Source organism: Streptomyces sp. NBC_00620, assembly GCF_026341825.1.
Taxonomy (GTDB): Bacteria; Actinomycetota; Actinomycetes; order Streptomycetales; family Streptomycetaceae; genus Streptomyces.
In genome coordinates, this window is the sequence record NZ_JAPENY010000001.1 from 4,173,285 (window position 1) to 4,193,699 (window position 20,415).

17 protein-coding genes, 1 other RNA gene and 2 pseudogenes are annotated in these 20,415 nt (G+C 65.9%); 13 read left to right on the plus strand and 7 right to left on the minus strand.

The window, feature by feature from the left end; genetic code table 11:
- Position 1: 1 nt before the first annotated feature.
- Positions 2-646 (minus strand): bifunctional 4-hydroxy-2-oxoglutarate aldolase/2-dehydro-3-deoxy-phosphogluconate aldolase, encoded by a 645-nt coding sequence (locus OG246_RS19070; RefSeq protein ID WP_266463654.1) that lies wholly within the window; start codon positions 644-646, stop codon positions 2-4.
- Positions 647-719: 73 nt separating this feature from the next.
- Entirely contained in the window at positions 720-1,520 is an 801-nt protein-coding gene (gene yaaA / locus OG246_RS19075; protein ID WP_266463657.1) for a peroxide stress protein YaaA, read from the minus strand.
- A gap of 122 nt (positions 1,521-1,642) precedes the next feature.
- Between yaaA and OG246_RS19080 the strand changes: the two genes are divergently transcribed.
- Positions 1,643-3,073 carry an RNB domain-containing ribonuclease gene (locus OG246_RS19080; RefSeq protein ID WP_266463660.1) on the plus strand — a complete coding sequence of 477 codons (1,431 nt, stop codon included), beginning with the start codon at positions 1,643-1,645 and terminating at the stop codon, positions 3,071-3,073.
- On the opposite strand, the gene OG246_RS19085 is transcribed toward OG246_RS19080, so the two are convergent.
- Positions 3,024-3,650 (minus strand): hypothetical protein, encoded by a 627-nt coding sequence (locus OG246_RS19085; RefSeq protein WP_266463663.1) that lies wholly within the window; start codon positions 3,648-3,650, stop codon positions 3,024-3,026. The two genes, OG246_RS19080 and OG246_RS19085, sit on opposite strands and share 50 nt — an antisense overlap.
- A complete protein-coding gene (locus OG246_RS19090; RefSeq protein WP_266463666.1) occupies positions 3,647-4,423 on the minus strand; it encodes a MerR family transcriptional regulator in 777 nt (258 codons plus the stop codon). Before OG246_RS19090 ends, OG246_RS19085 begins: the two co-directional genes overlap by 4 nt.
- A gap of 133 nt (positions 4,424-4,556) precedes the next feature.
- On the opposite strand from OG246_RS19090, the gene OG246_RS19095 reads away from it, so the two are divergent.
- Positions 4,557-5,378 carry an AraC family transcriptional regulator gene (locus OG246_RS19095; RefSeq protein WP_266463669.1) on the plus strand — a complete coding sequence of 274 codons (822 nt, stop codon included), beginning with the start codon at positions 4,557-4,559 and terminating at the stop codon, positions 5,376-5,378.
- A 143-nt stretch (positions 5,379-5,521) separates the two neighbouring features.
- Positions 5,522-5,812, plus strand: a pseudogene (locus tag OG246_RS42895) (EamA family transporter); the annotation flags it as partial.
- Positions 5,813-5,836: 24 nt separating this feature from the next.
- Here OG246_RS42895 and OG246_RS19105 read toward each other — a convergent pair.
- Positions 5,837-5,965 carry a hypothetical protein gene (locus OG246_RS19105; RefSeq protein ID WP_266463675.1) on the minus strand — a complete coding sequence of 43 codons (129 nt, stop codon included), beginning with the start codon at positions 5,963-5,965 and terminating at the stop codon, positions 5,837-5,839.
- Here OG246_RS19105 and OG246_RS42900 point away from each other — a divergent pair.
- The 3 genes and pseudogenes from OG246_RS42900 to OG246_RS42795 all read left to right on the plus strand — a co-directional run.
- Positions 5,915-6,238: pseudogene (locus OG246_RS42900) on the plus strand (EamA family transporter); the annotation flags it as partial. The gene OG246_RS19105 and the pseudogene OG246_RS42900 overlap by 51 nt on opposite strands.
- A gap of 118 nt (positions 6,239-6,356) precedes the next feature.
- An RNA gene (gene rnpB / locus OG246_RS19115) (RNase P RNA component class A) lies at positions 6,357-6,758 on the plus strand.
- A 780-nt stretch (positions 6,759-7,538) separates the two neighbouring features.
- A complete protein-coding gene (locus tag OG246_RS42795) occupies positions 7,539-7,859 on the plus strand; it encodes a hypothetical protein (protein WP_323178304.1) in 321 nt (106 codons plus the stop codon).
- Positions 7,860-8,715: 856 nt separating this feature from the next.
- On the opposite strand, the gene OG246_RS42800 is transcribed toward OG246_RS42795, so the two are convergent.
- A complete protein-coding gene (locus tag OG246_RS42800; protein ID WP_323178305.1) occupies positions 8,716-9,159 on the minus strand; it encodes a hypothetical protein in 444 nt (147 codons plus the stop codon).
- A gap of 359 nt (positions 9,160-9,518) precedes the next feature.
- Between OG246_RS42800 and OG246_RS19135 the strand changes: the two genes are divergently transcribed.
- Complete coding sequence (locus OG246_RS19135) at positions 9,519-10,436, plus strand: hypothetical protein (RefSeq protein WP_266463682.1); 918 nt, start codon at positions 9,519-9,521, stop codon at positions 10,434-10,436.
- 24 nt (positions 10,437-10,460) lie between these two features.
- Positions 10,461-10,997, plus strand: coding sequence for a hypothetical protein (locus OG246_RS19140; RefSeq protein WP_266463686.1), 537 nt, complete (start codon positions 10,461-10,463; stop codon positions 10,995-10,997).
- A gap of 309 nt (positions 10,998-11,306) precedes the next feature.
- Here the strand turns inward: OG246_RS19140 and OG246_RS19145 are convergent, their stop codons facing one another.
- Positions 11,307-12,527 carry a DNA sulfur modification protein DndB gene (locus OG246_RS19145; RefSeq protein ID WP_266463689.1) on the minus strand — a complete coding sequence of 407 codons (1,221 nt, stop codon included), beginning with the start codon at positions 12,525-12,527 and terminating at the stop codon, positions 11,307-11,309.
- A gap of 247 nt (positions 12,528-12,774) precedes the next feature.
- Here OG246_RS19145 and OG246_RS19150 point away from each other — a divergent pair, with 247 nt between their 5' ends.
- The 5 genes from OG246_RS19150 (at position 12,775) to OG246_RS19170 (ending at position 20,296) form a co-directional block, all read left to right on the plus strand.
- Complete coding sequence (locus OG246_RS19150; RefSeq protein ID WP_266463691.1) at positions 12,775-14,445, plus strand: HNH endonuclease signature motif containing protein; 1,671 nt, start codon at positions 12,775-12,777, stop codon at positions 14,443-14,445.
- Between the two features lie 113 nt (positions 14,446-14,558).
- Positions 14,559-17,174: a DEAD/DEAH box helicase gene (locus OG246_RS19155; RefSeq protein ID WP_266463694.1), complete on the plus strand. Its 2,616-nt coding sequence runs from the start codon at positions 14,559-14,561 to the stop codon at positions 17,172-17,174.
- 157 nt (positions 17,175-17,331) lie between these two features.
- Positions 17,332-18,207: an IS5 family transposase gene (locus OG246_RS19160; RefSeq protein WP_266464370.1), complete on the plus strand. Its 876-nt coding sequence runs from the start codon at positions 17,332-17,334 to the stop codon at positions 18,205-18,207.
- On the plus strand, positions 18,200-18,610 hold the full coding sequence (locus OG246_RS19165) for a hypothetical protein (RefSeq protein ID WP_266463696.1): 411 nt from the start codon (positions 18,200-18,202) through the stop codon (positions 18,608-18,610). The genes OG246_RS19160 and OG246_RS19165 overlap by 8 nt, the downstream gene beginning before the upstream one ends.
- Positions 18,611-18,982: 372 nt before the next feature.
- Entirely contained in the window at positions 18,983-20,296 is a 1,314-nt protein-coding gene (locus tag OG246_RS19170; RefSeq protein ID WP_266463699.1) for a PIN-like domain-containing protein, read from the plus strand.
- Positions 20,297-20,415: the final 119 nt, after the last annotated feature.

Consider the following 20,415-nt stretch of genomic DNA (forward strand, 5'->3'; position numbering starts at 1 on the left):
GTTACCGGCGCAAGGCGGCAGCCTCCCGCGCCAGCGACTCGATCCGCCCCCAGTCCCGCGCAGCGACCGCGTCCTCGGGAAGCATCCAACTCCCGCCCACACACCCGACGTTGGGCAGCGCCAGATACTCCCGCGCGGAGACCGGCCCGATACCGCCCGTAGGACAGAACCGAGCCTGCGGCAGCGGCCCCGCCAGCGACTTCAGATACGCCGTACCGCCCGCCGCCTCCGCCGGGAAGAACTTCATCTCGCGCACCCCCCGCTCCAGCAGCGCCACGACCTCGGACGTCGTGGACACCCCCGGCAGGAACGGCACCCCGGACCCCTCCATTGCGGCAAGCAGTACGTCCGTCCAGCCCGGGCTGACCAGAAAGCGCGCCCCCGCGGACACGCACTGATCCACCTGAGCCGGCGAGAGAACCGTCCCGGCACCCACCACCGCGTCCGGCACCTCCGCCGCGACCGCCCGGATCGCGTCGAGCGCCGCCGGTGTCCGCAGCGTCACCTCGATCGCACGCAGCCCGCCCGCGACCAGCGCCCGCGCGAGCGGCACGGCGTCGGCGGCGTCCGTGATCACGACGACGGGGACGACCGGAGCGAGGTCCAGCACGGAGGCATGCGGAGATGAGGGCAGCGGCGAAGTCATGCCGCTCATCCTGCCCGGGGTGTGCAGCATGCGCAATGGTCATTGCACATGCTGCAATGGAGTTAATGAGGCCTCAGTGGATCTCCGTAACCACCACGTCCAGCGCCCAAGGCCTGCCCGCCTTCCCGGGCGCCGCCACCTCCACCGCGTACCCGAGATCCCGCAAGGCCTCCACCAGCTTCGCCGGAGTCTTCGGCGCCGCCCCCGCCGTGAGCAGGCTGCGCACGATCTTCCCCTTGGTCGCCTTGTTGAAGTGGCTGACGACCGACCGCTTCTCGACGCCGTTCACGATCTGCGAGTGGAGCACCCGGACGGTCGCGGTCCGCTCGGCGACCTCGCCCTTCGGCTTCCAGGCGGCCGTGTACGCGGAGGACCGCAGATCGAGGACGAGTCCGTCGCCGGCCGCCTCGGGGAGCGCGGCGGCCATCGGCGTACGCCAGTACGCGCCCAGCGCCCCCAGCGCGGGCAGCTTCACACCCATCGAGCAGCGGTACGACGGGATCCTGTCGGTCACCCGGACCGCGCCCCACAGACCCGAGAAGACGAGGAGGGAGCGGCCCGCGCGGCGCTTGGCCGCAGGGTCGAGCGAGGCGAGGTCCAGGGCGTCGTACAGGACCCCCGTGTAGATCTCCCCGGCCGGGCGCGCGCCCGCCGTCCGCAACTCCGTGTTCTTGGCGATCTCGCCGCGCAGGCCCTCGCTCAGCCCGAGCACCTCGCGGGCCTTCTCCTCGTCTCCGACGCACAGCTCGACCAGCTCGTCGAGGACCGCCTGACGCGCCTCGGTGAGCCCCGGCAGCGACAGCGACTCCAGCTTCAGCGCGGTTCCCCGGCCGGAGGGCGCCTTGCCTTCGGAGGGCGGCAGCAGCACGAGCACGGTGGTATCTCCCTACGGTGGAATTGGCCCGGGCCAGCCTAAGGGGTGTCTGAAAGCGTTCGGAGTGCCGCCTTGTGCGGCGTCGGCGTGCCGCCCGATGCGGCGCGGCCTACGCTCGACCCATGCCTCGCCGTCGCATCCGTGTCACCGGCGCAGCCGAGGCCCCCCTGCGGGCCGCCCTGCGCGCACTGCGTACCGAGCTCGACGTGCCCGAGAGCTTCCCGCCCGAAGTGCTCGAGGAAGCCGCGCGGCCACCCCGCCTGCCCGCCCGCGACGCGACGGACATCCCTTTCTTCACCATCGACCCGCCGACCTCCAACGACCTCGACCAGGCGATGCACCTCTCACGCCGCGAGCGAGGCTTCCGTGTCCGGTACGCGATCGCCGACGTCGCCGCATTCGTCGCACCCGGCGGCGCCCTGGACGCCGAGGCCCACCGCCGTGTGACGACCCTGTACTTCCCGGACGAGAAGGTCCCGCTGCACCCGGCCCGGCTCTCCGAGGGCGCCGCCAGCCTGCTCCCGGACCAGACCTGCCCGGCCGTGCTGTGGACCATCGACCTCGACGCGGACGGCCGTACGGAGACCGTCGACGTGCACCGTGCCCTCGTACGCAGCCGCGCCAAGCTCGACTACGCGCACGTACAGCGGCGGATCGACGACGGGACGGCGGAGGAGCCGCTCGCGCTGCTGAAGGTCGTCGGGCTGCTGCGCGAGGGCCTCGAGGTGGAGCGCGGCGGCATCTCGCTCAACGTGCCCGAGCAGGAGATCGTCGAGAAGGACGGGACGTACGAACTCGCCTACCGCGCCCCGCTCCCCGCCGACGGTTGGAACGCGCAGATCTCCCTGCTCACCGGGATGGCCGCGGCCGATCTCATGCTCGCCCACGGCACCGGCGTCCTGCGCACCCTCCCCGCCGCACCCGACGGCGCGGTCGGCCGGCTCCGCCGCACCGCCAAGGCCCTGCACATCGAATGGCCGCACCACGTCTCGTATGCGCGACTCATCCGCTCCCTCGACCCGCACCGGCCGCACCACGCGGCCTTCCTCCAGGAATGCACGACGCTGCTGCGCGGCGCGGGCTACACGGTGTTCCAGGACGGCGTCCTCCCCGAGGTCACCTCGCACGCCGCCGTCGCCGCGCCCTACGCCCACTGCACGGCACCACTGCGCCGCCTCGCCGACCGCTACGCCTCCGAGATCTGCCTCGCCGCCGTCGCCGAACAGTCGCCCCCCGACTGGGTGTTGGCCGCCCTCGCCGAACTCCCCAAGGAGATGGCCGACGGCACCCGGCGTCAGGGCACCGTCGAGCGCGAGTGCGTCGACATCGTGGAGGCCGCGCTGCTCAAGGACCGGGTCGGCGAGGTTTTCGACGGCTGCGTGGTGGACGTACAGGAGCGTGAACCCACCGTCGGGACCGTGCAGTTGGAGTCTCCGGCGGTGTTCGCCCGGCTGGTGGGCGGGCCCGCGCCGCTGCCGCTGGGGGAGCGGCTGCGGGTGCGGCTCACGCAGGCTGATCCGGGAGCGGCGAAAGTGCGGTTCGCGCCCGCGTGAGGCTCCGGACCAGTTCGTCGGGGTCGTCCGCGTGGAGACGTACTAGATGTACGGTCTGCTCCCGGCCCATGAAGGTGAAGTGCCGTACGGGGGTGGCGAGTTCGAGAGTGACCTCGGTCTGCGCGCTCACGGGGAGGTTCAGTTCGCCGTCCGCCCGCTCGTGGGTGAAGCGCATCTCGCGGCGTACGGAGGTGATGTCCTCCAGCGGTATCCGTAGGTCGACATGGGCGCCGTTGCGCACCCGCAGGGCGGTGGAGTCCAGCACGTGGGGCCGGGTGACGCCGGCCGCGTAGAGGCCGATCACGAAGACCACCGTGTAGACGTCGAGGACGAGGACGACCTGGTGCGTGACGGGATAGTCGCGCAGCAGCACGGACATCCCGACACTCTCAACGACGCAGACGAACGCGAACCCGAACATCATCGCGGCCTGCCCACGCGCATGACCGAACCCGCGCCCCTCGCCCACCCCGTGGGGCGGCCGCCGGGCCACCCACCGCCAGAGACTCACGATCAGCCGCAGCTCGTGGGCAATGAGCAGCCGTAGCAGCCGTAGCAGTCCGTACACGGCCCTCATGGTGAACTCCCTTCCGTACGCTGTCGCTCCGCGACCATCCGCATCGTGCGGCGGATCGCCTCCGCCTGGGCCGGCGGGAAGTCGGCGAAGAAGGCACGCAGGAAGCTGTTGTCCTGGTCCACGTCGCCGCTGGGCAGCAGGGCCTCCGGCATGCTGTCGGCGAGAGCCCGTGCGGCCTCGTCCACGCGCGGGTCGCCGGGATCCGCGTCCGCCAGCTCGTCGAGCAGCGCGTACGCCTTGTGCGCACGCTCCACCGCACCCGGCGCCGCGAATGCCGCGCGCAGCGCTGCCAGCAGCCGGTCCCGGTCCTCCGGGTCGGCCGTCGTATCGATGAGCGCGAGCATCTCGCGGTCCTTCGCCGCCATGGCGGACTCGGGTCCGTGCCCCGTGCCGTGCGCCATCTCGCCGAACAGCGCGGTCAGTTCGGGCGAGACGGGCCCTTCCGGCGGCACCCCCTCGCGCATGAGCGCCCGCAACCGCTCCCGCCGCTCCCGGATCGCCTCCTCCTGCCGCGCCAGATCCTCGTCCAGCTCCGCGAGCACCTCGGCGAGCTCACGCCCCGCGTCGTCCGCGAGCACGTCCCGTACCTCGGCGAGCCCGAGCCCCAGCTCGGTCAGCCGCCGGATCCGCGCGAGGACGACGGCGTGCCGCAGCCCGTATTCGCGGTACCCATTGGGCCGCCGCTCGGGCTCGGGCAACAGCCCGAGGTGGTGATAGTGCCGCACGGTCCGCGTCGTGACACCGACGGCCGTGGCGAGTTCTCCGATCCGCATGACCCCAGTAGAAACGTTGACGTTGCGGCAGGGTCAAGCGACGCTCTGAGCGCGTAACCCGCTCGCGGCATGGAAGCGGGGCGCTCAGGCGTTGCACCCCTGAGAGTGAGCCGAGGTTGCGGAGGGGCACGGGGTGAGCGGACGTGAGCAGGCCCTGTGGACCCGGGCCACCCTCGGGCGGGACGGGGGCCCGCTCGATCTGCTGACCGCCCGCTTCGACCGGCACCGTTACGCCCCGCATGCCCACGCGGAGTTCACCGTCGGCGTCTGCGTCCGCGGCGCCGAGCTCATCGACTACCGCGGCGGCCGGATCCGCACCGGCCCGGGATCGATCGTCGTACTCGCCCCCGGCGAGGCGCACACCGGCGGGCCCGCCGAGTGCGAGGGCTATGCGTACCGCGCCATGTACCCGGCCCCCTCCCTCCTCACCGAGGGCACCCTGACATTCCCGCACTTCCGCGAACCGCTCCTCGACGACCCCGAACTGGCCGCCGCCCTGCGCACCGCGCACACCGAACTCAGCGCCTGCCCCGACCCGTTGGAGGCCGAGTCCCGCCTCCCATGGCTGCTCACCGCCCTCGCCCGCCGCCACTCCACGGCCCGCCCGGTGTGCGACACGATCCCGGGCGCCGGCCACATCGCCCACGCGGTACGCGACCGCCTCGCCGACGAACTGCAAAGCCCTCCCTCCCTCGCCGCGCTCGCCGCCGACCTAGGCCTCTCCCGCTACCAACTCCTGCGCGCCTTCCGTACGACGATGGGGATGCCGCCGTACGCCTGGCTCGCCCAGCACCGGGTGACGCAGGCCCGCGGTCTCCTGGAGGCCGGGCGGCGCCCCGCAGAGGTGGCGGGCCTGGTGGGCTTCGCGGACCAGGCGCACCTGACACGCTGGTTCCGGCGGGTGCTGGGTGTGACTCCGGCGGCGTACCGCATGAGCGTGTTCCCGGCGGCGTAGCTCTTCGCGACCCCAGCACCGGATGGGCCGGCGCAACAGCGTTCAAGACACGCCCGTCGCCCCGCCCCGAGACTGCCCGCATGACTGCACGCGGCTGGCTTCTCTTCTCCCTGATGGGAGTCCTCTGGGGCATCCCCTACCTGATGATCAAAGTGGCGGTGGACGGGGTCTCCCCGTCCATGGTCGTCTTCACACGCTGTGCGCTGGGCGCCGCGCTCCTGCTCCCCTTCGCCGTACGGCAAGGGGGCCTGGTCCGCGTCGTACGGACGCACTGGCGCCCGATGCTGGCCTTCGCCGTCATCGAGATCATCGGCCCCTGGTGGACGCTGACGGACGCGGAACGCCACCTCTCCAGCTCCACGGCCGGCCTGCTGATCGCGGGCGTACCGATCGTCGGAGTCGTCCTCGCCCGCTTCTTCGGCGACACCGAACGCCTCGGCATCCGCCGAATCACCGGCCTAGGCCTGGGCCTGTCCGGCGTAGCGGTCCTGACCGTCCCGCACCTCACCGGCGGCGACGCCCGCTCCCTCGCGGAGATGCTGATCACGGTCCTCGGCTACGCGACCGCACCCCTGATCGTCGCCCACTACCTGAAGCCGGTCCCCACGCTCCAGCTGATAGCCCCGTGCCTGCTGCTCGCGGCCCTGGTATACGCCCCCGCGGCAGCGCTGACCTGGCCTTCTGAGGTCCCCTCGCCCTCGGTCCTGGCCTCCCTCGCGGGCCTGGGAGTCATCTGCACGGCCCTCGCCTTCGTCGTCTTCCTGGAACTGATCCGCGAGGCCGGCGCGACGAGGGCGGTCGTCTTCACGTACGTCAACCCGGCGGTCGCGGTGATAGCAGGCGTGACCTTCCTGGACGAGTCCCTGACCACAGCCGTCGCGGTGTCCTTCACTCTGATCCTGGCGGGCTCCTTCCTGGCCACGGCGGCCTCGGGCTCAAGACGAGCCACACGCCCGCTACCATGGTCGACACGGCAGACGAGCCGGGCGGACGGCCGCGTGGAGGTTCTAGTGGACCTCCTCGAGGAACGTCCGGGCTCCACAGGGCAGGGTGATGGCTAACGGCCACCCGGGGTGACCCGCGGGACAGTGCCACAGAAAACAGACCGCCAGGGACTTCGGTCCTCGGTAAGGGTGAAACGGTGGTGTAAGAGACCACCAGCGCCTGAGGCGACTCAGACGGCTAGGTAAACCCCACCCGGAGCAAGGTCAAAAGGAAACACCCCGGTGTTTCTGCGCGGACGTTCGAGGGCTGCCCGCCCGAGTCCGCGGGTAGACCGCACGAGGCCGGCGGCAACGCCGGCCCTAGATGGATGGCCGTCTCCCCGGCCGCCGCGAGGCGGCCGGGTGACAGAACCCGGCGTATAGCCCGACTCGTCTGCCATCAGGGCTCTGGCCTGGCCGTATGGCCTGGTCGGGGCCCCTGTCCGTACGGGCGGACTTCCCTCTTCTACCTGGGACTTCCCGGGAGTTCCCGCGGAAGTGTGCACGCGTTGTGCACGGGGAGACCGCCTGCAAGTAGCCCACGCTGGGCCTTCAGAGGGATGCGCAGCAGGAGGCGGAGGGGCTGAGCCGTGGGTCCTTTCGGGCGAGCTCGTCATCGTCGGCGGTCTCTGCCCAGTACGACTTCGGCGTAGCGCTCAAGCCTTCTTCCCCAGGGCTCAATGGTGGCCTTAAGCACGCAGTGGCTTGGTTGAGGCGGGAGGGCTTCACCGTCGTAGAGCCCCCAAGTCCTTCCACCGGCGAGTGGGAGATGTCCGGCCAGCCCGTCGTGCGACGGGCCCTGCCCTGCGCCGCCCCTTCTTCTCCTCTGGGCAATCGGGCAGACCGTGGCCGGAGCCCCCGCATGCAGTCATGGTCGGCCACCCGTGATGCCGTCGCGCCGCTCATGGTGACGTACGGCCAGGTGGAAGACGGTTCGGATGGAACCCGTTCCCCGTTCTGGGCTCTCACCCGTGATGAGCTCTGGACCATTGAGCAGGGACAGGGGCTCACTCTGACCAGCCGAGGGCGGCGCCCCACTCCGGAATCTCTAGAACGCGGTCCATCCTTCTGGCGGCCTGCGCGAGGACGATTACAACCTGCTCCGCTCGCACCCTGATGCCGCAGCCTCAGCGGCGGCCGACTGATACTCCGCTACTTCCATCCGCTTCCGGCAGGCTTGTCGGAAGACTTCGGCCTCCACGAGCTGCTCGCCGGCAGGTGGACAGATGCTCTGCGGCCTCTGCTCGGGGAAACGTTCAACGACCGCGAGGCCATCGGGGGCACCTACGGCGGACAGAAGATGGCAGGGATCGGCTGCCTCGCCGACGGCATCCTGAGCGTCTTCTCGGACGACAAGGGACCGTACGCCGACGGACGCATCCCGGATACAGACTGGATCGCCTACGTTGGTGATGGTCTCTCGGGCGACCAGAAGCTGACTGATGGCAACGAGCTCATGGCCGAGCATCAAAGCGCTGGCCGCCCGCTGCGCTACTGAACACAAACCGTTCCAGGGACAGTTCAGCTTCGAAACTTGGGCTGTGATCGTGCAACGCCAGCTTCACTGGGGCATTGGAGCTGACAAGCAGCCTCGCCGCGAGTTCCTCTGGGTCCTGGCGTCTGTCCCCTCCCCGGAGCGTGGGACCTGGCCTCTTGCGAGGTTCTTGAGGCACTGGAGATTGATACGGGCGAGCTGCACGACGAAACGGGCGACTACCGCGCCAGCGACGTCGATCCAGAAGCGCCCGGCACCGGAGAGAGCGACAAGGACGCGTACAGGCGCTTGGCGCAGAGGGCAGAAGCGAAGGCCGAGCGTCGGGGCCAGATGAAGAAGCCCACGCTGGTCGACAAGTACCTGCGTGACCCCAGCGTGAGAGCGGCAGTCATCAAACGCTGTCGAAACAGGTGCGAAAGCCCTGGCCAAAGGCGGACCTGACGTCCCCTGGAACATGATCGCTCTGCGCCCAAATTGCCACGCCCTCAAGACCTACGGCGAGAACAGGGAGAAGCTTCGACGCCTCCTCGCAGTTACTGCGCGCCGCCTCCATGAGGCGAAGCTCAAGCGACACACCTGCTTCGGTGCCTGCCTGTGCACTCCAGGGGCAGGCACCGAAGCACGACGGGAACGGCTTTCAAGAGCGTCGCGACGTAACGACCGAACCCAACCGTGACCTGCGCCTATGCGTTAACTGGTTCGATCTTCCAGCCTGTTGGCCCACACATGGCCCACGGCACCCTGCCAGACCCGCTTACCCGGCGGAGACACGTCGATGCCATCCAAGTAGGCAGCGTCCCGCATGCCTACTCTGTGCGGCCACCACCGTGCGTTGACGATGGCGAGGCGAGCGCAACGGTTACCAGCGCAGGGCAATTCCCCTCCCCGTGCCGCGGCTGGGGCCCCGGTCGATGACGCCGAGCTCTTCCATCCTGTCCAGTTGGTACGCGACTGACCCCGTGTTCGCGAGTCCCACGCTTCGGCAGATCTCCCGCATCGAGGGAGTCTCTCCGCGGTCGGCTACCCAGTCCCTGATGCACTGCAGGATGCGTTCCTGCTGTTCCGTGAGGCGGCCCTCCGCCTCCTCCAGCTCCCGGACCTGTCGGCGCAGTTCGACCCTCGCCGCGGGCGACCGGCCGGCTCTCGTCTCCCAGAACGGGTGGGAGGTAAGCCGGGCGGAGAGCTGCTGCAACCGACGACACAGCGCGGCCGTGTGGAGCGGTCGACGCTCAAGCGCCGCATAGGTGCGGTTCCAGTCGCGTTGGGCCTGGATCAAGTCGAGCGGGAACGTCGTGTGCGCCATGGCCAAAATTCAATCATGTGTTCGATTTGGGGCGCGAGAGGCACCGGGCACGTGTTGAGACGGTCACAGAGTGCGTTCAGTGTCACGAACCCCAAGCAGCTCTAGCCAGCACCTGTATGGAGGTCGCCACCATCCCCGGCGCCGCCGACGCGTTTGCCGTCCGTGACAACAAGCCTGAAACCGCGGGTGGCGACCTACGGTTCAGCGGCTCCCAGGAAAACACTCTGATGCCGACTGGCCCGTGACGATCGCGGCGTCGGCGCGTCAGCAATCAACCTTACGACTACGGATTTCGGTCGAAGGGGTCACACAGCGTTGCCTGTCGGGTCTACTATCTGCACATCACATGGAGGTGGCATATGCCGAGGCATCAGTTCGCGCTGTACGAGATTCGGATGCGTAAGATCCAGGAGCCGAAGTCGTATCGCCAGGTGTATTGCTTCAATCCCCGAAAAGATGATCTCTTCGAGGTCTATACAAAATTCCTGGTGGATGGTGTAGGCACAAAGGGTGCGACCGTTGAGAAGTCTGAGCGCTACGCGCGACTGCACTCGCTAGAGGAATCTGGGCGAACACTCTGGTTCACTGTTGAGTCCGGCAGGTATGGCACTCGCGGTAAGGTTGTCGACACCGAGACCGGGGATGACGCATATGAAATACAGGACGATGATGCGGCGGCCTACCCGCTGAGGCAGGCACTATTCGTTCCAACGGTGGGAGACTTCGCCCTGTGGGCGACGGAGGTCATCGGACACACGAGTGCAATCGGTTCACTCAGTCCCATGTTTCGTGACTGGTTCAAGGAACGATACGACTCCGAAAGGCTCTCGGTCGATATCAACTATTTCCAGGACACGAATGCCTGGACAAAGTTCATTGAGGAATCCAGCCTGCAGGAGATCACATACATCACCCGAGAGCGCGATGGCGATGATCGCAGCGTGGGGACGCGGGTTCAGGAGCACCGCATCAAAGCCGCTCGGCGTCTGCGGCTACCTCGCGACTGGATTAAGCGTGCGATCGAGAAGAAACTGCCCCCTGATTCTGTCTTCTCGGTGAGCGGGCTCCCGGAAGCAGACGAGGTGCGCCTCCAGATCGAACGGGGTGGACGGTCCCGTACCATCGTCGTCGATCGGGACTGGCCACGCTTCAACTACGCACTTGAGGGGCCCCGCGACGGCCCTCCTGGCGACGATGTGTTCCGGCGTGAGGTGTTGTCAGAGGTAGGTGCTTCACTTGAGTACCTGGGCGCGGACCGGGGTGCCTGGATGATCTAGTCGACGTCGCACGAGGGGGCCGCCGTGAGTGGTAAGTGGGATGTACGAGACATCGCGGCGGCTAACTTTCAAACCTATGTGGATGCCGATGGGAAGAGGCGATTCGGCGATGTCGTGGTTTTTGTCGCCATGCCGCTATTGCTGGGCATGACTTGCGGGACACTAAGGCACTTTGATCACCTGCATATTCTTGACGTATCTAAGCTCATCGGAGGAGTGGGGGTTTTTACCGGCCTGCTTTTTGGGCTATTGACGAACGTTTTCACACTTAGCCTGCGCGTGCGGCGAGACGAGGGACTCAATCCGGATCATGTCATCATTCGTGATGTTCGTGAACTATTTGCAAATTTGAGCTGGGCCGTATTGATTGGCCTACTTCTCGTTGTGCTCCTGGTTACAGTGGCTGCCACGCATGATCCCAAGAAATCCATCGGTGATATATGGACTGGGATCTTAGTGGCAACTTTCTCTCATCTTATTTTGTCGCTCCTTATGAGCCTTAAGCGGCTATGGTTTGCGCATCAAAATGTCTCCGAACTGCCTCCTAAGGTGGTGTCCTAGGCGGCGGAGTCTCAATGGGGTAGTCAAAGCCTTCTTCTTGCCCTGGGTCCTACCGGCGATCCCCGGCACCTGTCTTTCCGTCGGTCTGAGGGCTCACGGCCACACGACGGCCCGAGGAGCCCGTCATGCGGTTGCCGTCGGTGCGCGACTGATCCGGGACCTTGGTAGGAGGTCAAGGCTGCGGTGCCCCGGCAGCAATCTCGAATCCGAAGGGCTCCGTGTGAGCGTGGGTACGGTCGTCTACCGTTGAACGACGAAGGCCCCTCCCCGACGTCAACGGGGAGGGGCCTTCGCCATGGGGTGAGCTGACTACTTCTTGTACCAGCTAGTGACGGCGTCGGCGATCCACGTGAGGTTCTGCTGCCGCATGACCGGCGCATTGGCCCCGACCTCGAACGACTCCGAAGTCTTGGAGTCCTGCCGCCACACGGATTCCTGCGTCACTGGCGCTGCCATATGAGGGTTGAGGGAGCGGAAGAAGTCCGTGACCGCCTGACCGTCCACGCCCTTCTCGGTCAGGTTGCGGTAGACAGCGGCGAGGACGCGGAGGATGCCGACGGACCCAAGGAGTGACTTGTCCCGCAGGTCCTGCGGGCTGAGGCTGCCGTCGGCCACCGCAGCGAGGTCAGGGAATGCCTCGGTGATGCAGTCGAGGAAGTCGAGGACCCGGTTGACGACCTCGTGGTCCTCGAAGGAGGACTCCTTCGCCTTGCTGGTGCGGCCGGAGATGCCGAACATGACGCCGCGGGTGATGTCGGCGACGTGCTTGGCACCGATCAGGTTGGTGTTGGCACGGGTCATCCGGTCCTGCTCCATGTCGACACGGCCACGAAGCAGGGCGTGCTTAATGACCTGGTCGAGCGTGCGGTTGGCGACCTTCGAGGAGTCGAAGCGAGAACGGACGGCAGCCGAGATGCCGCGCGCGTTATCAGCAACGTCGACGAACATCTGACGGGCCGCAACGCCATCGGGCTCGTGGTAGATGTCGACACCGATGGACTCTGTGCGGAGCCGTTCGAGTTCCCCAGTGAGCTGCGCCTTCTCCGCGTTGAGCTTGGCGATGCGGTCCTCCTTGAGCCCCTTCTTGGCCAGCGCGCGGTCGATGGTGAGGATCTCGGATGTGATCCGCTTGATCTCCAGGAAGATGCCGAGAATGCGGTGCTGACCGTCGATCGTGAGGATCAGGGACATGCCGCTGTTGGTCCACGGAATGGTGAGATAGCCGACCATTCCGTCGGATCCGTCGAGGGGGGTGTAGGTGCAACCGCCGGCGTCGCGGGCGAGGAGAGCGGGGGCCACCCAATAGGGGTTCTTGAGGTAGAGGCCGAACTCCTTGGCGTGGCGGACGTTGACGCGCCGGTTGTCCGCGTCGACGTAGTCGGGGTCGGGGATCGGCATGACATCGATCAGGTCGTGGAGGGGCACGCGGATGCTGTAGACCTCGCGGCCGCCCTGCACCGAGCGCATGGCGAGGTAGGTCGAGGAGCGCACCACGCCGCTGAGACGGCTGGTGTCGACGGTAAGGGTCATACGAGAGTAACTCCTTATCCTGGGTCGTAGCGTCTTACTTGGTTCCAGTAAGACGCTACCAGCTTCGATAGTGCACTACGAACCGTCAATAACTTTTTATTTTCCGGAACTTGTCGCTCCGCGTGCGGCAACGCCTGCACCTGGTAGACACCTTGGAGAACCGATATCGCCACGGCGCGACCGCACCCCGAGGGCCACACCGGCGCACCCAGGGGCTCTGTCAGTGCCCTGATCTACGGTGTGGCCCATGGCACCTGCTGAGATCACGCGCGCGGGGATTCTCCAAGCGATTGCAGAGCACGACCGGGTCGGGCGGGAGACGTTCCTCGCTACCTACGGCTTCCGTGCAGCTGCTTCCTATCTACTCGTTCACGATGGGCGGGAGTACGACTCCAAGGCCATCGCCGGCGTTGCTCATCTCTACGACTTCGGGGAAGCCCTCAAACCCTCCCAGTTCAGCGGGGGCCACAAGCACGCGGTGGCCTGGTTGGAGCGAGAGGGCTTCACTGTCGTGGAGCCGCCAAAGACGTTTCACAGGCGAGTAGGAGACGTGCGACCGGCACGTCGCGCGGGCGGCACAGCCGTACACCGCCCCGCGCTCCTCCTGTGGGCGATCGGGCAGGCCGTAGCTGGCGCGCCCCGCATGCAGTCCTGGTCAACCACGCGCGATGCAGTGGCACCCCTCATGGAGAAGTACGCCCAGGTTGAGGACGGCATGGACAGCGTCCTCTACCCGTTTTGGGCGCTCGTGAGCGATGACCTATGGGCCGTGGACCGCGTCGAGGACCTCACCCTGACCAGCCGGGGCCGCCGCCCAACTCTGGAGTCTCTGAATCGCGTTAACCCGTCAGGGGGGCTGCGCGAAGACGACTACAACCTGATGCGCTCACATCCAGAAGCTGCTGCCGAAGCCGCAGCGGGACTGCTCCTCCGCTACTTCTACCCGCTACCCGTAGGCTTGTTGGAAGACTTCGGCCTTCATGACTTGCTCGCCGGCAGGTGGGCCGACGCCCTGCGCCCTCTCCTGGGGGAGAACTTCAAAGACCGGGACGCCATCTGGCGCACCTACGGCGGCCAGAAAATGGCAGGCATCGGTTGCCTCGCTGACGGCATCCTGAGTGTCTTCTCGGACGAGAAGGGACCCTATGCCGACGGACGACTCCCCGACACTGACTGGATCGCCTACGTCGGAGACGGCCTGACGGGCGATCAACAGATCACTGACGGCAACGAACTCATGGCGGAGTACCAGTCCGCCGGCCGCCCCATGCGCTACTGGCACAAGCCATTTCAGAAGCAGTTCAGCTTCGAAACCTGGGCCGTCATCGTTCAACGCCGGTTGCGTTGGGGCCTAGGAGCCGACGGCCAGTGGCGCCGCGAGTTCCTCTGGATCCTGGCCTCCGTACCCTCTCCGGAGCGCGAGAGCTGGGCTCCGGAGGTGCTGGAGGCGCTAGCGGCTGACACCGGCGTGCTCCACGACGACACAGCTACCTACCGTCCGGGCGACTTGGATCCCGAGGAGCGCGACACCGCCGAGACCGACGAAGACGCCTACAAACGGCTGGCGCAAGCCGCGGAAGCCAACGCCAAACGGCGAGGGCGGTCCAAGAAACCTTCGCTCGTTGACCGCTTCATCCGTGACCCAAGCGCCAGGGCAGCCGTCATACGACGTAGCGGAGGGAACTGCGAGAGTCCCCAGTGCGCCGGCCACCCCAAGGAGCGCACTGCTGCGGGCGAACCAATCTTGCAGGTCGACCATGTGCATGACCTGGGAAAGGGCGGGGTTGATCTCCCTTGGAACATGATCGCCCTTTGCCCAAACTGCCATGCGCTCAAGACTTACGGGGCCAACAGGGACAAGCTTCGGCGTCTACTCGCAACCACGGCCCGCCGCCTACATACAGAGGCTCTTGGCTAGGCCCTGCCGGCCAGGCCGCGCGTGGTCGGTGAACAGCTCCTGCCTGTCCGGAGTCGCACTTTGGAACCCCTTGTCTAGGTCTGGTTGGGGCCCAGATGAGGAACACTGTGCATGTGACGATCGACGACGCCAAGCGCCCACGATTCCGGCGGCGCACCGCGGCTGTGGCTGGTGCGGCGGACCCGGAAACCCTATTCGGGGAGCTGCCCCGGACGCCCAACGGCGTGGGCGCCCTGTGGTCGCACCAGGCCGACCAGCTGCGGACTTACGCCATTGAGCACCGTGCCACCCCGGACGTAGCGCTTGAGCTGCCGACCGGCTCAGGTAAGACGCTGGTCGGCCTTCTCATCTCGGAATGGCGACGCCGAACACTCGGTCAACGAGTGATCTACGCCTGCCCTACTAAGCAGCTCACCCGCCAGGTGCTACAGAAGGCGAACGACCAGGGCATCCCGGCCGTCCTCCTGATCGGCTCCCACCGTGACTGGGACCAGGCGGAGCTCTCCCGCTACACGCGTGGCGACGCCATCGCCATCACCGCGTACAGCGCCATCTTCAACCTTAATTCGCACCTCGGCGACGCTCAGACCCTGGTGTTCGACGACGCACACGCCGCCGAGGGGTTCGTCGCCGAGGCCTGGGCGCTGAACGTCAATCGCAAACTAGGCCAGTACGAGCAGCTCTTCGACGCTTTGGGCGACTCCGTCGAGCCGACCTTCGTCGCCCGGATGATCGCGCCGGACGGGCCGGCCGCCGACGCCAGCGAGGTGCGACTCATCCCTGTTGGAGCCGTCGCACGTCACGCCGAGGACATCGATCGCGTCCTGGCGGGGTTGAACGGCGATCCTATGTACCGATTCAGAATGCTGCGAGAGAATCTCACCTCATGCTTGTTCTACGTCTCGCGGCGTGGGTTCTACATCCGCCCAATGATCCCCCCGACGTTCGAGCACGGGCCGTACACCGACCCGATCCAGCGGCTCTACCTGTCCGCGACACTTGGGGACGCAGGCGAACTGGAGCGCGCCTTCGGCCGGGCTGACATCAAGCGAGTGCCCGTGCCGACGGCGTGGGACCGTGCTGGCAGTGGTCGCCGCTTCTTCGTGTTCCCCGAGTTGGCGGCCCCTCCGTCCGAGGTTCCGGGCAATGTCGACGACATCGAGGTCGCGCCGGATGCAGGCTTGGTGGGCGATTTGCTCGACCTGGCCAGGAAGCGCTTGGTATTGACGCCTGATGACAACTCGGCTATCAAGATCGCTGATTTGCTGGGTGTCCCGGCATCAGAGCGCTTCACCGCCAAGGACGCCGACACCGGCATCCAGCCGTTTATCGACGCGGACAGGGGCACTCTGCTCGCGCCTAATCGCTACGACGGCATGGACTTGGCCGCCGACTCATGCCGCATGATGCTCATGTCCGGCCTGCCCACGGCCTCACACCTGCAGGACCGCTTCCTCGAGACGAAGCTGCGTGCTTCGGAGGTGCTCCAGGAGCGCATCCGCACCCGCGTGCTCCAGGGCGCAGGGCGGTGTACCCGCGGCCCGAAGGACTGGGCCGTCGTCGTGGTGGTTGGCGAGGACATCCTGCGCTTCTTGTCCCGGGCGGAGGTTCGGAAGTCGCTCCCGGTTGAGCTGCAAGCCGAGATCACGTTCGGGCTCGAGCAGAGTCAGGAGCCCGGTGACGACTTGGTCTATCTCGCCGAGAGCGCACTCGAACAGGACCAGATCTGGCAGGAGGATGCTGAGCCCGAACTTGCCAAACTCCGGCGGGAGGCCAGCCGCGAGCCGCAGCCGAACGTGGCCGAGCTAGCAGCAAGCACCCTACGTGAGGTGCGTGCTTGGACCTACGCCTGGCAGCAGGACTGGGAATCGGCAGCGCGGGCGGCGGTTGAGGTGTTCGAGAACCTGCAGGCACCCGGTCTGCGGCCGTACCGCGCTCTCTGGGCCTACCTCGGCAGCGCCTGGTCGGCGCTGGCCTCCACTGACGACGCCTCCCCCGCTGCCTTGCGCAGTTCTGACCTGCTACGCAAGGCGCACACCGCCGCAGTCGGCACCACATGGCTCAAAGAGGTGCAGCCACTCCCGAGCGCTAACTACGACTCCGACCCAGTCGACGCGGAGGGCGTCGAGGGTGTACTCGCCCTACTCAAGGGCCGCCTGAGCTCGCCCGTGAAGTTCGAGAATCAGTCCGCCAACATGCTGGCCCACCTCAACCAGCGGGAGGCCACCAAGTACGAACAGGGGCTCGTGGCACTCGGCCAGATCCTCGGCTCGGAGGCCTTTAAGCCGCCTAGCAAGGGCAGGGCCGACGCCGCGTGGGTCTGGGAGTCGTTTTGGATGACCCTGGAGGCCAAAAGCGAACAGGAATCCGAGGGCATGTTGAGCATGGACTACGTGCGCCAGACCAACACCCAGCTCGCATCCCTGGCGGCCGACCGCGGAGTTGAGGCTCCCCCCGAGGGGAGCATTTCGATTATCGTCTCGCCACGGAGTGTGGTCGACCCGGACGCCGTGCCGATCGCTGCCCCCCAGGTCTACCTGGCAGCGCCGAAGCTCGTGCTGGACATTGCGCACGACGCGGTGCGGGCGTGGAAGGAACTGCGCGGCATAGCTAAGGGGGTGGGCGGAGAAGTGCTGCACGCTACCGTCGCCCGCATCCTGTGGGAGCATCGCGTGCTACCCACGCAAGTACGGGAGAGGCTGTCTCGGGATCCGATCCGAGGCTCCTGAGGATGACGGCCGCCCGCCAACCAAAATCGACTCCGGTGCCCCCGGGTGATCCTCTGCCATCTCCAGCCAACATCTCAGTGGGCGTTCTGTGAGTCGTCGGTGTCGTTGTCCGGTTTGAGGGCTTGCGGTTGGCCGGGTGCGCGGTCTGCTGATGGGTATGGGCGGGCGGCAGCCGTACCCGAGTGATCTGTCGGATGAGGCGTGGCAACTGATCCGGCCGGTCATCACGTCCTGGAAGGGACAGCACCGCTCGGTCAGCGGCCATGAGGGCCGTTACGACATGCGGGAGATCGTCAACGCGATCCTGTATCAGGCCCGGGTCGGCTGCCAGTGGCGCTACTTGCCGCACGACTTCCCGCCGTACACGGCGGTGTACTACTACTTCGGCAAGTGGCGCGATGACGGCACCGACCAGGCCATCCATGACCTGCTGCGCTGGCAGGTCCGCGAGTCGAGGGGCCGACACGAGGACCCGTCCGCGATCGTGATGGATGCCCAGACGGTGCACGCCTCGGTCAATGCACCCAAGGAGACGACCGGGCTGGATCCGGGCAAGAGGAGCCGGGGCCGCAAGCGGGGCATCGCCACCGATGTGCTCGGCCTGCTCATCGCCGTGATCGTGGTCGCCGCGAGCGTCCACGACAACGCGATCGGAATCACGCTGCTGGACAAGGTGGCCGCGGCAAACCCGTCGGTGACCAAGGGCTGGGTGGACGCCGGGTTCAAGAACGCTGTCGTCGAGCACGGCCGGTCGCTGGGCATCGACGTCGAGGTGGTCTCGCGTGATCCGCAGGCGAAGGGGTTCGCGCCCATACCGAAGCGGTGGGTGGCCGAGCAGACTTTTGGCACCCTGATGCTCCACCGTCGCCTGGCCCGCGACTACGAAGCACTGCCGGCCAGCGCGGTCTCGATGATCTACTGGTCGATGACCGACGTGATGGCTCGCCGGATCACCGGCACGACCACGCCGACCTGGCATGACCCTCCGCCGGCCGGGGCCAGATCCCTCATCAGCGAGGCAGCCCATGCGTGAACTGCTGGCCAGGATCGAGGCACGACAGGCCGCCGCGAGAGAAGAAGCCGACCGCCTGCGGGAGCAGATCACCCGGCTCGGCGAGCAACTCACCGCCGTGGAAGACCGGTTGGAGCGGCTGGCCGTCACCCGCCAGACCGTCCTGGAGATCGTCGAGGACAGCGATCCCGGCGGCCCCGAGCCGCTGCCGTCCGCCTACCGGCAGATCCTCGCCCTGTTCGAGGACGACGAGCACGGCCTGCGGGCCAAGGACGTCTGCGAAGCCCTGGGCGCCGGCACCGAGAACCGCCACGTCGAAGGCGCCCGGGCCAAGCTCAAACGGCTCGTCAACCGCGGCATCCTCACCGAACCCGAGCCCGGCCTATTCACCATGCCCCGACCGGCAACATCCCCGCCAACGTAGCCCCGACCGAAGGCTCACAGAACGTCCACTCAGAGTGCAGCAGTCGCCGGTTTGCAAGTTGTCCAATCTTGGTCTGGGGGCGTCCATGGACGCCCCACCGTGAGGCTCGCGCCCCTGTTCAGAGATCTGCCGGACTTCCGTGGACGTCAGCGAATCACCTTGGACTAGCGGCCGGTGATGCCAAAATTGAGACCGCGGCCTCTCCATCCCAAACGCGATCAGGTACCTGTGTTCGGTGTGCCTTGGTGATGTTGGCTTGCCTACCCCGCCGGGATCTGGCGTCCGGGCCCTGGTGAAGTTTACGGATTTAGCTAGCAGAGGTCCCCCATTCGGCATAACCTGACATCACAGCTCAGTAGGGGGTGGTCAGTCATGTCAAATTATCGTTCCGGATCTTTCACATCCGGCTATGAGGAGTTTCTGCGGAAGTCGACAATGGAAGTCGACGAGGCAATTAAGTCCAGTGTAGTCATTCTGGACACCAATGCCGTCCTAAATCTCTACCGAATGAAGCCGTCGGCGAGACGTGAGTACTTGCAAGTTCTCAAGAAGATTGAGTCTCGCATCTGGATTCCCCGGAAAGTTGCCGACGAGTTCCACGAGAACAGGCTCTCAAGCGTATCCTCTCACGTGAACTCACTAAAGAAGAAATCAGAGGCAGTTTCCCAAGCTGCCGAGGTTTTGCGGGCCGCATTGCGTGATTTCTACAAACTACACTCTCTCGCCGATGGCAAGTCTAACGAATACCTGACACCCCTCAATTCGTCAATTTCGGACATAACGGGGGCCGTGGAGAAAGAAATTACCGACTTTGATCTGACGCCGGAGAAGCTGTTGTCCCGGGACCCCATCCTAGAAGAGTTGGCACTACTCTTCGATGGAAAGGTTGGTGATGAATTTTCAGACGAAGTTCGGGATGAGGTTGAGGAGGAAGCTCTACGCCGAGGGAAGGAGAAGATTCCCCCTGGTTACGTAGACGTGCAGAAGAAAAACGTGGAAGGAGTGGGCGACTATTTCATTTGGCGGCAGATGCTGGACAAAGCAAAATCAGGTAAGGAAAGTATCCTCTTTGTCTCAACTGACACGAAGGAGGACTGGGTTCGGGTTCAATGTGGGCTCCCGGTTGGCCCCAGGCCTGAACTAGTGCGTGAAATGCGTAATACTGCCGGAGTTGCCTATTATCAGCTCCCGTTGGCGGTATTTCTGTCGCGAGCGGCACGTGTTTTGGATGTCAGTGTCAGCCAAGATACAATTGATCAGGTCAACGCACGAGGTTCTGAAGAAACCCGGTCGGTGAGGAACTCTCACGAGCGCCACATACTTGAACGTGTGCGGCGTCTCGCTGGTGTAGAAGCGAAATTGGACTCACTGAGGGAGAGGCTCGGCAACGCAGCTGCGGAAAGCGAAGTCGCGGATCAAAGAGTTCGAGATATGCGAACCTTGTTGCATCGGGCCAAGGCGGCAAGTGCAGGGAGTCCCGAGGGCACCGAGAACCGCGAAGTAAGTAGGTTCGCAACAGACCTGGATATAGCCCATTTGAACCTAGAGCAGAATCTTAATCGATTTCGAGTTTTGCAACACGAATATGAGGAGCTCTTGGCGATGCGTGATTCCTATCGTGAAGAAATTGAGCTTTTGCAAGACGCTCCGTTGAGTTTTTCCCAGTCACAGGGAGTATGGGGCTGACGGCGCACAGAATGGGCCTGCACTCCAGATGGCTTTAGTCCCGTACGCCCCACAGTCCTCTCGACTGCGGGGCGTGGCCAATTTGCATCGGCTATCTCGGGACACCGACAGGCGGAGGG